This window comes from Bradyrhizobium sp. Rc2d (assembly GCF_900099855.1).
Classification (GTDB): Bacteria; Pseudomonadota; Alphaproteobacteria; order Rhizobiales; family Xanthobacteraceae; genus Bradyrhizobium.
This window is the reverse complement of the sequence record NZ_FNCU01000066.1, coordinates 26,124-39,084: the sequence shown is the minus strand read 5'-3', so window position 1 is coordinate 39,084 and position 12,961 is coordinate 26,124. Positions and strand designations below refer to the sequence as shown.

At 57.5% G+C, this 12,961-nt stretch carries 14 protein-coding genes and 1 pseudogene; 5 read left to right on the top strand and 10 right to left on the bottom strand.

Features of this window, described 5'->3' with window-relative positions; all coding sequences use genetic code 11:
* The 3 genes from tnpC to tnpA form a co-directional block, all read right to left on the bottom strand.
* Positions 1-796: IS66 family transposase (gene tnpC / locus BLV07_RS41770; RefSeq protein ID WP_143035685.1), on the bottom strand; the 796-nt coding region annotated here is incomplete at its 3' end.
* 51 nt (positions 797-847) lie between these two features.
* On the bottom strand, positions 848-1,177 hold the full coding sequence (gene tnpB, locus BLV07_RS41765; protein WP_354264770.1) for an IS66 family insertion sequence element accessory protein TnpB: 330 nt from the start codon (positions 1,175-1,177) through the stop codon (positions 848-850).
* 17 nt (positions 1,178-1,194) lie between these two features.
* Positions 1,195-1,617, bottom strand: coding sequence for an IS66-like element accessory protein TnpA (gene tnpA / locus BLV07_RS41760; RefSeq protein WP_091898173.1), 423 nt, complete (start codon positions 1,615-1,617; stop codon positions 1,195-1,197).
* 89 nt (positions 1,618-1,706) lie between these two features.
* Here tnpA and BLV07_RS41755 point away from each other — a divergent pair.
* A pseudogene (locus BLV07_RS41755) lies at positions 1,707-2,940 on the top strand (IS5 family transposase); the annotation flags it as partial.
* A gap of 248 nt (positions 2,941-3,188) precedes the next feature.
* Here BLV07_RS41755 and BLV07_RS41750 read toward each other — a convergent pair.
* From BLV07_RS41750 to BLV07_RS41730, 5 genes are all read right to left on the bottom strand, one after another.
* Entirely contained in the window at positions 3,189-4,415 is a 1,227-nt protein-coding gene (locus BLV07_RS41750) for a thiolase family protein (RefSeq protein ID WP_091898171.1), read from the bottom strand.
* Between the two features lie 55 nt (positions 4,416-4,470).
* Positions 4,471-6,006 carry an AMP-binding protein gene (locus BLV07_RS41745; RefSeq protein WP_210187853.1) on the bottom strand — a complete coding sequence of 512 codons (1,536 nt, stop codon included), beginning with the start codon at positions 6,004-6,006 and terminating at the stop codon, positions 4,471-4,473.
* A gap of 266 nt (positions 6,007-6,272) precedes the next feature.
* A complete protein-coding gene (locus tag BLV07_RS41740) occupies positions 6,273-6,746 on the bottom strand; it encodes a thioesterase family protein (RefSeq protein WP_091898167.1) in 474 nt (157 codons plus the stop codon).
* A gap of 36 nt (positions 6,747-6,782) precedes the next feature.
* Positions 6,783-7,898: an alcohol dehydrogenase catalytic domain-containing protein gene (locus tag BLV07_RS41735; protein ID WP_091898165.1), complete on the bottom strand. Its 1,116-nt coding sequence runs from the start codon at positions 7,896-7,898 to the stop codon at positions 6,783-6,785.
* Between the two features lie 22 nt (positions 7,899-7,920).
* Positions 7,921-8,226 carry a DUF6166 domain-containing protein gene (locus BLV07_RS41730; protein ID WP_091898163.1) on the bottom strand — a complete coding sequence of 102 codons (306 nt, stop codon included), beginning with the start codon at positions 8,224-8,226 and terminating at the stop codon, positions 7,921-7,923.
* 98 nt (positions 8,227-8,324) lie between these two features.
* Here BLV07_RS41730 and BLV07_RS41725 point away from each other — a divergent pair, with 98 nt between their 5' ends.
* The 3 genes from BLV07_RS41725 to BLV07_RS41715 all read left to right on the top strand — a co-directional run bounded on the left by BLV07_RS41725 (position 8,325) and on the right by BLV07_RS41715 (position 10,601).
* Complete coding sequence (locus tag BLV07_RS41725) at positions 8,325-9,128, top strand: sterol desaturase family protein (protein ID WP_091898161.1); 804 nt, start codon at positions 8,325-8,327, stop codon at positions 9,126-9,128.
* 27 nt (positions 9,129-9,155) lie between these two features.
* Complete coding sequence (locus BLV07_RS41720; protein ID WP_091898159.1) at positions 9,156-9,575, top strand: hypothetical protein; 420 nt, start codon at positions 9,156-9,158, stop codon at positions 9,573-9,575.
* A 375-nt stretch (positions 9,576-9,950) separates the two neighbouring features.
* Positions 9,951-10,601: a GntR family transcriptional regulator gene (locus BLV07_RS41715; protein WP_244551403.1), complete on the top strand. Its 651-nt coding sequence runs from the start codon at positions 9,951-9,953 to the stop codon at positions 10,599-10,601.
* A gap of 64 nt (positions 10,602-10,665) precedes the next feature.
* On the opposite strand, the gene tnpB (BLV07_RS41710) is transcribed toward BLV07_RS41715, so the two are convergent.
* Both tnpB (BLV07_RS41710) and BLV07_RS50535 read right to left on the bottom strand, forming a co-directional pair.
* The gene (gene tnpB, locus BLV07_RS41710) at positions 10,666-10,803 is read right to left on the bottom strand and encodes an IS66 family insertion sequence element accessory protein TnpB (RefSeq protein ID WP_091898155.1); all 138 of its coding nucleotides are present in this window, start codon (positions 10,801-10,803) and stop codon (positions 10,666-10,668) included.
* 7 nt (positions 10,804-10,810) lie between these two features.
* Positions 10,811-11,101, bottom strand: a complete 291-nt coding sequence (locus tag BLV07_RS50535) for a transposase (RefSeq protein ID WP_502690290.1) — start codon at positions 11,099-11,101, stop codon at positions 10,811-10,813.
* Positions 11,102-11,943: 842 nt separating this feature from the next.
* Here BLV07_RS50535 and BLV07_RS41700 point away from each other — a divergent pair.
* Positions 11,944-12,867: a 3-hydroxyacyl-CoA dehydrogenase family protein gene (locus BLV07_RS41700; RefSeq protein WP_091898151.1), complete on the top strand. Its 924-nt coding sequence runs from the start codon at positions 11,944-11,946 to the stop codon at positions 12,865-12,867.
* Positions 12,868-12,961: the final 94 nt, after the last annotated feature.

Genomic DNA, 12,961 nt, shown 5'->3' with positions numbered 1-12,961 from the left:
GGTCATCGCGCGAGAGCGCCCAGAAGTAGCCGGTTTTGGTCCTGCCGCGCCCCGGATCCAACACTGGCGCCGGGGTCTCATCGACACAAAGCTTTGCGGAGGCGAGCAAAACCTCGCGCAGACGGCGCCACAAGGGCTTCAGCTCCTGGGCAGCATAGCCGACCCAGAAGGCGAGCGTGGAACGATCAATGGCAATTCCGTGGGTCGCCAGCATCTGCGCCTGGCGGTAGAGAGGCAAATGCCAATGATACTTGGCGTCGATCACATGCGCGACGAGCCGCTCGGTAGGCAATCCACCCCTGATCAGTCGCTCGGGAGCAGCGTGCTGGAGAACGACGCCCTGGCAGGCGCGGCAGGCCAGTTTGGGCCGGCGGGTGACGATTACGCGATACTGCGCCGGTACGACGTCCAGCCTCTGGCTCTCATCGTGACCAATCTCAACGAGATCGTCTTTGCAGGACGGGCAGCAGGTTGCAACCGGCATCAGTGTTTCAACGATGCGTGGCAAATGCTCCGGCAACTGACCGCGATTGGCCCTGCGCTCGGCAGCTCTCTTCTCGCATGTTTTGGGATTGGCACGATCCTCGGCTGCTTCGAGAGCCGCGACGGCCTGATCGATATCCTCCAGAACAAGCTGTAGCTGATCAGCGTCAAGCTTTTCCGAGGATCGACCGAACTGCGCATCTTTTGCAAGCTTGAGCAACCGCTCGAGTCTGGCGCAGCGCTCCAGCAGAGCCGCGGCAAAGGCACGCAACTCGGCTGGATCGCTCGGCAGCACATCAGGCAAATCACTCATTGGCCCGAGTCTGCCATGCTTCGCGCCCCGATGCAGCGAAGATTTTATGCCCTACGCAAGTGCTTTCGGCTGCGGGATTCGAGGTGCGTGCATGCGTGTCCAATCCATGCCGGCCAGAAGCGCCGACAGCTGCGCGGCGTTCATCCGCATCACACCGTCAACAACCGGCGGCCATTTGAAGGCGCTGCCCTCAAGCCGCTTCCAGTACAGCACAAGGCCACTGCCATCCCAAACGACGATCTTCACCCGATCGGCACGCTTCGCACGGAAGACCACTGCCACGCCCTTCATCGGATCGTGGCCCAGCGTCTCCTTCGCCAAGAGTGCCAAGCCATCCGCGCCCTTCCGGAAGTCTACAGGTCGGGTCGCAACGTAAATCATGAGGCCAGCGGGAGCCGTCAGCATGAACGTGTCCGGCGTAATGCCACGAACACATCACTCAGCACGGCAAGCCCTGGCGTTCCGCGCACCTCCACCCGTGCCCCCAGGAACTCAACCGTAACAGCGGCAGCCTCCGGCGATCCGGAGGGCGCGGCAGCCGCCGGCAGCGACGTCTCCGACACCAAAGGCACGAATGATAGTGTATCCGCCGAAGCCGGCAGCACCAGTTGACCTGAACGCGCCCGGCGCCGCCAGTCATGCACCTGCTGCGGCCGGCAGCCATGGCGGCGTGCGATATCTGTTACAACCGCACCTGGCTCGAGGCTTTCCGCGACAATCTGTGCCTTCAAATCATCCGGCCACTGCTTCCGGCCTGCGCCAGCATACACTTCGATACGCTGCGTCAACGGTCGTCTTATGTCGTCCGAATGGTCGTCCATTATGAGCACCCTTGCCGAAGATGACTCTTCTAACGGTGCCCCCAAGTCTGCGCACAGACAATTTGAAGGGCCTCGGCGCTACGCTTACGATCGATCGCGAGATCGCATCGCTCTACAGCGAGAAGGGCCGGCCGGGGATCGCAAGCCGCTTCGTCGTCGGGCTGCTGTTGCTCAAGCACGTCTACGGTCTGTCCGACGGGGGCGTCTGCGAACGCTGGGTCTATGACCCGTATTTCCAGCACTTCACCGGTGAGGAGTTTTTCCGGCACGAGTTCCCGCATGAGCGCTCCGCTCTAAGCCATTGGCGCAAGCTGCAAGCGGATCGGCGGCAAGCTGGAGCTTCTGCTGGCCGAGAGCCTGAGGGTGGCGCACGAGACCGGCGCGCTGCGCACGCGCGATCTGAAGCGGGTGACGGTCGACACCACCGTTCAGCCCAAGGCCATCACCTTGCCGACCGACGCCAAGCTGGTGCATGCGGCGATCAAGGGACTCAATCGGCTGGCCCGCAAACACGGCCTTAAGCTCCGGCAATCCTATCTGCGCATCGCCAAGCGGGCGGCGATGATGGCGGGACGCTATGCCCACGCCAAACAGTTCAAGCGCCATCGAGGACAATTGCGCCTGTTGCGAACGCGACTCGGCCGCCTCATCCGCGACATCCACCGCAAGATCACAGGCCAGGGCGAGCTTGAGACTGTGTTCGAGCAGCCACTGTCGCGCGCAGCCCAGATCCGCTCCCAGGAGCAGCGTCAGCGCGGATACAAGCTCTATTCCTTCCACGCGACGGAGGTCGAATGCATCGGCAAGGGCAAGGCCTCAACGCCTTACGAGTTCGGCGTCAAAGCCTCGATCGTCACTACCAACGGGCGGCCCCCGGGCGGCCAGTTCGTGCTGCATGCCAAGGCGCTGCCGGGCAATCCGTATGACGGCCACACGCTTGGCGATGTCATCAACCGTACCGAAACGGTCACCGGCTGCGCGATCGAGCGCGCCTATGTCGACAAGGCCTATCGCGACCACAAAACGGAAAACCCGCGCCGCGTCTTCATCTCCGGTCAGAAGCGTGGCGTCTTCGGGGTGATCAAACGCGAGCTCAGGCGCCGCTCAGCCATTGAGCCCCTGATCGGACACCTGAAGACTGACGGACACCTCGGCCGTTGTCACCTCAAGGGCCGCGAGGGCGATGCGGCCAACGTCGTCCTCTCCGCCGTCGGCCACAACCTCCGCCTCGTCCTCGCCTGGCTGAAGCCTCTGTTGCGCCTCATCCTGTTCGCCCAATGCCGAGCATTCGCCCTCGCGCCGGCATTCAGATGGGCTTCTTAACGGACGACTATCAATCAGCGAGATGTCCGCCTTGATTTCTACGAGAGAACACACGAGGATCTGGTGCTGCTCTAGGCTGGCGCGACGGTGCCCGCCGAAGCTCCGGAGCCGGGTTGCCGCTTTTGAGGATAGCTATGCATCAGTCCTTATAGCTTTATAGCTGCGAAGGGGCTCACGTAAAACGCAAGGCACGGGCGGTCACAACCATCACGCAAACGCAGCTTGTTCAATCCTACCGTTCGCATCGCTCAGCGGCCCAGGATCGTCACGCAGGCCACTGCCTCTTCACCGGCGTAGTACCCGCCACCGTTCTCTGCTACGGCAAGCTTGGCGCCGGGAACCTGCCGTGCACCTGCCTGTCCTCTCAACTGAAGTACAAGCTCGTGTATCTGACCCAGACCAGTGGCACCGATCGGATGACCTTTGGATTCGAGGCCGCCGGAGGTGTTTACCGGCAACTTGCCGCCGAGTTTGGTCGTGCCGCTCTCAACCAGGCTGCCGCCAGCTCCAGTCTCACAGAATCCGAGATTCTCGTACTGCTGGATTTCAGCGAATGCGGTAGCGTCATGCACTTCAGCGACCGAGATGTCCTTCGGGTCGACGCCCGCCAATTCGTAGGCACGCTGGGCTGCTCTCCGACTGATGTGTCTGTTCAATTCTTCTACTTCCCGCTTCACGCCCGTGACGAGGGCGCTTGACAGGACGCGGACAGGTACGACGTCTGGAAAAAGAGAAAGCGCATCTTCTGTGCACAGGATGCTAGCAGCGGCTCCGTCGCTGATTGGGGCACACATTGGGAGAGTCAAAGGCCAACAAATTGCGCGGGCTGCCAGGATCTCCTCAACAGTCATGTCATTGCGAAACTGTGCTAAGGGGTTCATCGTCGAATGCCAATGGTTCTTCGCCGACACCATCGCGATCTGGCGCTGCGTAGTCCCAAACCGCTCCATGTGGTAACGAGCCCAAGCGGCGTAGATATCCATGAAGATGCTTCGGTTCTTACTCTCTGGAGAACCAGCCGGAACGACTGATTTTCCGAGTTCGAGGACGTCGCGGAGATTCCGTCTTGCCTCATGAACATCCCAGGCCCCATCGAATAGAGAGAAGCTTTTGCTCTTATCAGGGTGGAATAGTTTTTCCGCAGAAATGGCCAATGCGATGCGACCACTTCCTGATTTCAGATATGTGAGCGCCTGGTGAAAGGCGGTAGCTCCGCTCGCGCAGGCATTCTCTACATTAATGACAGGGATTCCCTCTAGCCCGGCCGATTGTAGCGCGATCTGGCCGGAAATCATTGATTGCCCTTCAAGGTGCCCCTGCGCCGTGTTGGCGAAAAACGCGACATCGAATGGGATTGCAGCGCCCGCATCCGACTGCACCGCATCCAGCGCCATTTTCGTCAGATCTTTGACTGACTTATCGGAATGTTTGCGAAAAGCAGTCATTCCGACGCCGACAACGTATACATGAACCATACTTTGCTCCTAGGATTGCGAGAGTGCTGCGATAGACTGCATGCACCTCCAGAGATTAAGCATCGCCTCGATCCCCGTCTGTCTCCAGAGCAAAGTGGCGCAATTCACGCTTAAGAATCTTTCCGAGATGAGACTTTGGCAGTGCATCTAGGAACACGTATCGCTTCGGCCGCTTGTATCTTGCAATTCGATCAAGGCAGAGCCGATCGAGCTCGCCCTCCAGCGGGCGTTCGCCGATACGAGGCACGACGAACGCGACGACGACTTCACCCCATTCCGGGTCGGGGACACCGATGACTGATACCTCCGCGACGGCGGCATGTTCGAGCAGAACCTCTTCAACTTCCCGTGGATAGATGTTCGAGCCACCACTGATAATAACATCCTTGCTCCTGTCCTTCAGCAAGATGTGACCGCTCGGATCCATTACGCCGACGTCTCCAGTCCAGAGCCATCCGTCGCGAAGAGCACTCTTGGTAGCCGTCTCGTTGTGAAGATATCCTTTCATGACGGTGTCGCCGCGCACGAGAACTTCTCCTGATGTACCTGATGGCACCTCTTGCCCCGCATCATCGGCTATTCTTACTTCCACTACGCTCTGGGGAACTCCGACAGTTGCAAGTCGCCTGAAGTCTCCATCGCGCAGGCTCTCTTCGTGCGCTTCCCGCGATAGGACCGATATCGCCATCGGCGTTTCGCCCTGCCCGTACACTTGGGCAAACTTCGGACCAAAAATTGAAAGCGCCCGCTTCAGGTCTTCGACGTACATCGGCGCGCCGCCATAAACGATAATTCTCAGGTTTGAGGTATCAGGCTTGTTGATCGCGGCGAACTCGGTCAGTCGCCTTACAATCGTTGGGGCGGCGAAAAACCCGATGCGCGGATGCGCCTTGATCAGATCGAACACCTCTGCCGGATCGAAATTTGAACTTGCTAGTGTAATCTGACCAGCGCCTGCAGCGAGGTGCGGGAGGATGTAAAGCCCAGAACCATGGCACATGGGGCCAATATGCAAAATGCTGTCTCCTGGCTGCAGACGTTCGTAATCTGCTGAATAGCCCAGAGACATCGTCCGCAGATTTCGATGAGTCAGTTGGGCTCCCTTTGGTCGACCTGTCGTTCCGCTGGTGTAGAAGATCCAGGCAACATCTTCCGGGCGACGTTCGGCGGGTTTGGCAACCACACCCTCGTAAAGAGACCTGTACTCTTCCGAGCCAAAAACAATAACGGAACCGCTATAGGCTCCCGCATCTTTTAGACGTGCGAACGCTTCTCGATGATCGTCAGAGATGAAGCAGCATCGAGCGGAGCAATCAGACAATATAAACGCGATTTCCTTGGAATGGAGTTTTGGGTTGATCGGGACGGCAACGGCGCCTGCATACCAGCAAGAGAAAAGAGCTTCTACAAACGCGGGAATGTTCCTCGACACAATCGCGATGCAGTCGCCAGGTTGGATGTTCAGCCGCGTGCGCAATTGTACACCCATCCTGGCGCAACGGTCTGCGAGTTCGCGAAAGCTACAGTAGGGTGTCGTCCCACGAAACACTGCTACCCTGTCGGGATATGTACTGGCTGTACGCTTGAGCATTATAGCGAGATTCAACGCGCCCTCCTTAAGTCAATTTGCGAAAGCGTCTCCTTACCGACTATACTTCCACCGGCGTTCCGCGCGATCACCCGGGACTTAGAGAGAAATGCCCAAGTCCACACGGCCCGAGAGCGTGGCACTTTGCGGAGATGTGCGAATTCGATCATCTGTTTCACCATTTTCTATCCATCAGATTTAAAATAGGATCAGCACGTGCGAAAGTCTGATCCTACTGCATGGCGCAAGCCACCTGTTTCCTATCACTCTCAACGCAGGGTCCCTCTCGCTCCAATACCCAACTTCGCTTCAAAACGTTGCCGATCAACGATGACCCGTCGATGCGTACCAACACCAACAATTCTATCGTTTTCGCGGACCACAACGTCGAAGGTCACTGTCTTTCCGCTTATTGAAGCAACAGTCGCTTCTGCAATTACTTCCGCCCCCTCGATTGTCGCTTTCTCATGTGAAACGGCGACATCCGTTCCCAAGCTAATTTTCGCTGGCTGTAAGCATGGATGGAGAATCTCGATAGCTGCCCACTCCATCAGACCGATCATAAAACCGGTGGCCAGCACAGGCGGCATCTCCTGATAAAGGGACGATTCTGGATACAGGGCAGGCACCAGCTTGTCGGCACTCACCTTTGACAGCACCGATGCCGATTTTCCGATATGTAGAGCAGGTAGTTCCATCTTGCCAATAAACCCATTCGAGGAGAGTTCGGTAGCCTTTAACACTCGCCATGGTGCTGGACCGTCCCAACCATGCCGGGCTTAATCGGAAAGCTTTATTACTGTGCGGATGCCACGGCTGTGCCGCAGGTCGTCGAAACCATCATTTATTTGATCCAGTGGGATCGTCCGGGTCACAATTCGGTCGAGTTTAAGCGTGCCACGCAAGCACTCCTCAGCTAGCTTAGGGAAATCGAGATGAGGGCGCGCTCCTCCGTAACTTGAACGGCGTATTTTTTTCTCTTGCATGAGCGCCCCCCAGCGGAATGCGACGTCCTCATCGACGCCAACCTTGCCGAGCCAAATGATCTCGCCCCCTGGTCGCACCGCCTCCGTAGTCATTCGAAATGCAGCGGGGTGACCTGCTGATTCAAGGACATGGTCCGCCCCCCGACCACTGGTAATGATCCGAATTTGGTTGAGAGCATCTTCTGCAGCCGCATTAATGCAGTAAGTCGCTCCAAGGCTCTTCGCCGTCTCGAGTCGCTCAGCATTAAGATCACATGCTATAACTTCGGCGGCATCGGCCAGGAGAGCACCTTGGAGCGCCGCTAGCCCAACTGCACCACATCCGAGGATGAGGACGGAATCTCCCGGCTGAATGGCAGCGATGTTGAGCGCCGCACCGACGCCAGTCATCACGCCGCACCCGATAAGACAGGCTTGCTCTGCCGGAAGCCCGGCTGGTATCCGCACCGCCTGCCGGGCGGGAACTACGCAGTACTCTGCAAACGCGCCAACATACATCAAATGATGGAATGCCTGACCGTTCGTGTCGAACGATTGCGGCAGACCACCGAAGTCGAACGACTTGCGTGCATTGCCTAGATACTGCTCGCACAAAATAGGCCGCTTACGGTTGCAGTAAAAACAGTCGCCGCAACTGGGATTCCAATGCAGGACAACACGGTCGCCTATTTCCAGGCCCTGAACATCCGGCCCTTTTTCCGCAATCGTACCCGCGGCCTCGTGACCCAACACAATCGGAAAAGAAGCCTTCAATGACCCGGAAATAACCTCCAGATCTGTATGGCAGAGACCGGCTGCAGCTATCTTGATTAGTACATCGTCGCTGCGAAGCTTTCTCGAAACCGCCGTTTCAATGTCCACGTTGCCGCCGATGGCGCGCAACACTGCGGCGCGATATTGCACTGTCATTTCCAAGCACCTGTAGCGCGAATCAGTGATTCGTCAGTGCGGTTATGGTTACGTCCAGATCATTGCTATCGAGCGCCCAGTCGTTGTCGAAATTGGCTACGATCGATCTCATGAACGGCTCGCTCAGTGCGCGCGCAATTTCTTTGTCTCCGCAGTGATCGAACAGAAGCGCAAAGGCGAGTTGCCGTGGAGCTTCACCCTCATAGCTCCACTCGAAGCCAGTGCGCGCGAACTGCTCGATTTCCTCGTATGTTGAAAGGGTGCGGCCGTCGACCGTTACGGCAACTCCATCGATCGTGCGTTGCCCCTCATAAACCTTCGCTTTCACGTGAGATTCTCCGTCACGAACCCGATTGCGTCGACATCTATCACGTGATATGTCACCTGTCGATCACATAATTTGGCAACCGCAAGAAAGGCGTCGGCATGGAACTCCAAGCTGAAGCGATGACCCAGAGGCAATTGAGATATCGCGCTACCTACCGAGAGCGAGTCTCGGGGTGGTACAATGGCTGGCTTCATGTTTTCGTAATTTACACGATAGGTTTCGTCAGCCTTTATGTTTATGCAAGCAATCTCTCGAACGTTGTATGGTGGGAGTATCTCATCGTCCCACTTACCTTTGTCGGCGCTAATTTCTTCGAATGGGCGATTCACCGCTATGTCATGCACCGCCCATCCCCGGTTAAAGCGCTCCGGGCGATCTATAATCGCCACACACTAATGCATCATCAGTTCTTCACAGAAGAGGAGATGCGGTTCGCCGATCATCACGACTGGCGCGTCACGTTTTTTCCTCCATACGCTCTGGTTGTATTTACGCTCATGTCGATTCCCGGGGCTCTGGTCGCGGGGCTGCTGCTTTCGCCCAACATCGGCTGGCTGTTCATCTCGACCACGACGGCGGTCTATCTCACCTACGAGTTCATGCATTTCTGCTGTCACGTGGATGAGAACTGGTTCGTCCGTAACATGCCAATGGTGAACACTATTAGGCGGCATCACGCAGCTCATCACAACCACTCGCTCATGATGGAGAAGAACATGAATCTGACGGTCCCCATCATGGACTGGGCATTCGGTACGTCTGACCTCGATCGTGGGCTGCTGGGTCACATCTTCAACGGGTACAGCACCCGACATCTGAAGAAGAATCTTCGCAAGACATCTCGGACTCCGAAGATTGCAAATGCGTCAGTCTCGGCTGGTTCCGAAACTAACCTGGCTTAGTGCTTGCGATGCAATGAGGGTTTATTGATGCACGCTCTTGAGCAAAATATACCCGCTCTCCTAACCTTCCTGACGGTGTGGGTGGTGTGCTGCTCCTCATTCTTCGTCATTAGCGGCTACTTGCCACTAAGCAGCCGTCCCGCCGCGCTGGCGGGATCCGCGGGAGCGCTATTCACGCTGATGAACGTCGGCTTCCTGCTGTTTCTCTGCATTCAAGCTCTCGCATTTGGACTCGGAGAGCTGCGTTGGAGTACGGTCGTTATCGTGAGCGGATTGGTGTTTCTATTCACTCCGCCCGTGACGAAAATCTGGCCAAAAAAACGTCTCTCAAGTCACCTGGCACTGGCAGCGCTGTTGGCTGCACAGCTAATGGCATGGCTGCTTCTTACGCCGTCGCCTATTTTCCTTGTGAACGGTTCGGAGTTCATCAATGCCAAGCCAAATTAAGATCTTCATATCCCTACTGGTACTTGTGACCGGTAGCATCGCAGGATTTTTTTTCCACGCTGCTGCGCGTTCCGACGCTACCGCTGCGTTGGCTTTCCTCGTGCCGTTCATGATCGCAGCCATTTGGATTTTTCCCGAAGTACAGCGAACGGACACCGCAGGTGAGACGGTCCCTAGATCCGAGCGACGGTAATGTCCTAGCAACAGTACCTGCTCCTCCGCGCTCGGAGCGTAGCGATCCGCGCCTTTTGTGGATCAGGTCAGCGGCCTAAGCATCATCCGGAAAATGCCTGGATCGATTCTGGTATTTGGATGCGGCAAATTGCGCTAAGGCGTCGAGGCGCTTCGCCAAGGCCGGCAAGCAGGAACGCTACTTTGACACACAATTCGAACGCAAAGTTGGCAAGTCGGGCATACAAGCAGATTGAAGAGCTCATTGTAACCCTACAGCTGCCACCAAAATCGCTTCTGTCCGAGCAATCCTTGGCAGAACAGCTCGGAATGGGCCGGACGCCTGTTCGCGAAGCCCTGCAAATCCTTGCACGTGATGGATTGGTAGAGATTGTCGCGCGCAGAGGCGTTTTGGTGTCCGAGATTGACCTGAAAACCCAACTTCGCCTTCTGGAAGTTCGCCGAGAAATAGAGCGGCTAGCCGCGAGGCTGGCGGCAGTTCGGGCGGCCCCCAGAGAGAGAGAGCTGTTTAGGGGGGTGGCTACAGACATGTTGGATGCATCTACCCGAGCGGACGACCTTGGCTTTATGCGGCTGGACCGTCAGTTCAACCTCCTCGTATTGCAGGCTGCCAGGAATGATTTCATTGTCCGAACGATGAGTCTTATCGCCGGTCAGTCTAGGCGCTTCTGGTATCACCACTACAAAGAGGTTGCCGACCTACCGCTGGCCGCAAAACTTCATGCTGATGTTGCGGCAGCAATCGCTGATGGCGACGTGGCAGCTGCGGGTGCCGCATCCGACCGACTAATGGACTACATCGAAGAGTTTGCTCGCAAGACGATCGACGTCTAGCGTGATCAGGCGCAGGCATTGGTGATCTGATCGAGCCGAAGCTCGTTCTGCGGTTAGGACTTTATCAATTCAAGAAATCGCCAGCATGCGGGTCCCGCTTCAGCCCTTCCTGGACCGCAAGCGCCAGGCTTTGCATGCCGCGGCGGACGTCGGTATGGCCGGTGGCGATCCAAACCCTGACGCCGCTCGGGATCGGGATCATCGCCGTCTCAAAAGCTCACGGACCCGTTGTAGCGCTTCGCCTTCCACGTCCCGGTCGCCCCGAACGCGATAGCCGCCAAGTTCGATCTCGATGGTTCCGGCCCTCGCGCGTTGCGCAGGAGGCGAAGACGGCGGCTGCGGTGTGCACGTCGACGCCGGCACCGGCGCAGAAACATCTCGACAGGGACAAGAGCCGGCACGGCTTCACCGCCCAGGCGACCCTGGGGCGCCTGCCGACGCCACGTGAACAGTAAGCTCGGAGCTACTCCATGCCGGCGCGCGATCCCGCAGACGCTCACATCAGCTTGCAAGCTCGACCAGTCGAACCTTCTCGTCGTAACTCCACCGGCGCCGACGCTCGGCGCCCAATATCTTCACCTGCATTCGCTGCATGACCTTAAGGCTAGACTTAAGGTCACATCCTCAGAGAGACGCCCACACTTCACAAGACGGCCGCCGCCGGAGGGACAGTGCGCCCGCAAAACTGGCGGAGGATAGTCGATGAAAGTTCGATACAGGAAAGGAGTAGCGACCCACCTTGGCCCCGAGTCATACGGAGGCGTTCGTGAGGACGACTTCGAAGCGTTGACAGGGGAAACCGCAGGCCAGCCATTGAGCCGCGAAATCGGAAGTCTGGAGCGCCGATGCTGTTATCCTAAGCGGAAGGCAACCTGTTGGGCGGCATATATCGGGAGCCGCTCAACGGCTCCACGCGGTCGGAGACCCTGCATGCGGGGAAATCCTTCGCCAGGAACTGGGGTCTCGTCGTCGCTCGAGGACGAACAGCGTTCGGGCAGGCTGGGGAAGGCGAATGCCATAAGCCCAGCGTCACCGTCGACGAGAAGTCGGATGTCCGCATAGTACCAATGAACGACCTGAACAAGCTCTGCCCTGCTCAGGCGCGCCAAGTCCTCCGAAACCTTGCGCAGCTAAGAACCGCTCGTGAGCAGGGTGATCGGCCGCAATTCGTCGTTTGGGCATTGATGATTGGTCCCTCCGAATTTCTGCGTGGATTCGCGTCAGTCAGCGCAATGAATGCGTGCCCGCCAGAAAACAAACGATTTTCTGCACTGCTGGGTGGTAGATCATACTTGCGGTTTGAAACCGATCGACAAATGCAGTCATTGATATGGATAGAAGAATGACAGAGCGAATTGCAGTCGTGGGCGCCGGGCTTATGGGGCACGGTATTGCGCAGATCTTCGCAGCGCATGGTCATCCGGTGACTTTATGTGATGTGAGCGCAGACGCGCTCACCAAGGCGCGTCTCGAAATTGAGGGAATTTTCGATCTTCTTGGGCAGAATCGAGCCCATGCCGGCCCTTTGAAGTTCTCGACTGAGCTGCAAAGCGGCGTAGCGGAAGCGGACGTGGTCATCGAGGCGGTGCCTGAGAAGCCAGACTTGAAGCGCCAAATCTTTCGGTCGCTAGACACTCATTGCAAGCCCGATGCGCTTTTGGCTTCCAACACGTCAGTCATCCCTATCACTACGATTGCGGAGCCGGTTCGGGACAAGTGGCGGGTACTTGGAACCCACTTCTGGAATCCGCCCTACCTCATGCCGCTAGTGGAGGTAATTGAAACAGCCGCAACCCGCCGCGAGGCCTCCGAGCGAATGATGGCTCTGCTCGCGAGAGTCGGTCAAGAGCCTGTGCTCGTTCAGAAAGACATTCCTGGCTTCATCGGAAACCGGCTGCAGCACGCGCTCAAGCGCGAGGCGATCGCGCTTGTCGCGAATGGCGTTTGCGATGCGGCAACTGTAGATCTCGTCATCAAGCGCGGGCTGGGCGCGCGGCTTTCCGTGCTCGGCACTCTTGAGCAGTCTGACATGGTCGGCTTGAACTTGACGCTAGACATACACCGTAACGTCATATTTGACCTGGATGTCACGCGGGGGCCGCATCCTTATCTTGAGAAACTCGTGGCCGACGGGCATCTCGGTATGAAGACTGGAAAAGGATTCTATGAATGGACGGACGAGACGGCTGAAGCCGTGCGCCAGCGGCTTCGGAATTTTCTCGCGCGCCAGCTTCCGCGAAAGCACGATGGTGGCGTGGGTCAGTAGGCGCCGTCAGCAAAAACGGAAACGCGCTTAATCAACGAGATACAGCGCAGAAAATGAAGGTCGAAATCCGCGGCGTGGGCTCGCTTTGCCGTAG

Bases quoted from the DNA above. Each gene is read 5' to 3' on its own strand.
- tnpA (WP_091898173.1), bottom strand. From the start codon at position 1,617: ATGGACGACCATTCGGACGACATAAGACGACCGTTGACGCAGCGTATC.
- BLV07_RS41720 (WP_091898159.1), top strand. From the start codon at position 9,156: ATGCACGCTCTTGAGCAAAATATACCCGCTCTCCTAACCTTCCTGACG.
- BLV07_RS41745 (WP_210187853.1), bottom strand. From the start codon at position 6,006: ATGCTCAAGCGTACAGCCAGTACATATCCCGACAGGGTAGCAGTGTTT.
- tnpB (WP_091898155.1), bottom strand. From the start codon at position 10,803: ATGATCCCGATCCCGAGCGGCGTCAGGGTTTGGATCGCCACCGGCCAT.
- BLV07_RS41725 (WP_091898161.1), top strand. From the start codon at position 8,325: ATGGAACTCCAAGCTGAAGCGATGACCCAGAGGCAATTGAGATATCGC.
- BLV07_RS41700 (WP_091898151.1), top strand. From the start codon at position 11,944: ATGACAGAGCGAATTGCAGTCGTGGGCGCCGGGCTTATGGGGCACGGT.
- tnpB (WP_354264770.1), bottom strand. From the start codon at position 1,177: ATGATTTACGTTGCGACCCGACCTGTAGACTTCCGGAAGGGCGCGGAT.
- BLV07_RS41750 (WP_091898171.1), bottom strand. From the start codon at position 4,415: ATGGTTCATGTATACGTTGTCGGCGTCGGAATGACTGCTTTTCGCAAA.
- BLV07_RS41735 (WP_091898165.1), bottom strand. From the start codon at position 7,898: ATGACAGTGCAATATCGCGCCGCAGTGTTGCGCGCCATCGGCGGCAAC.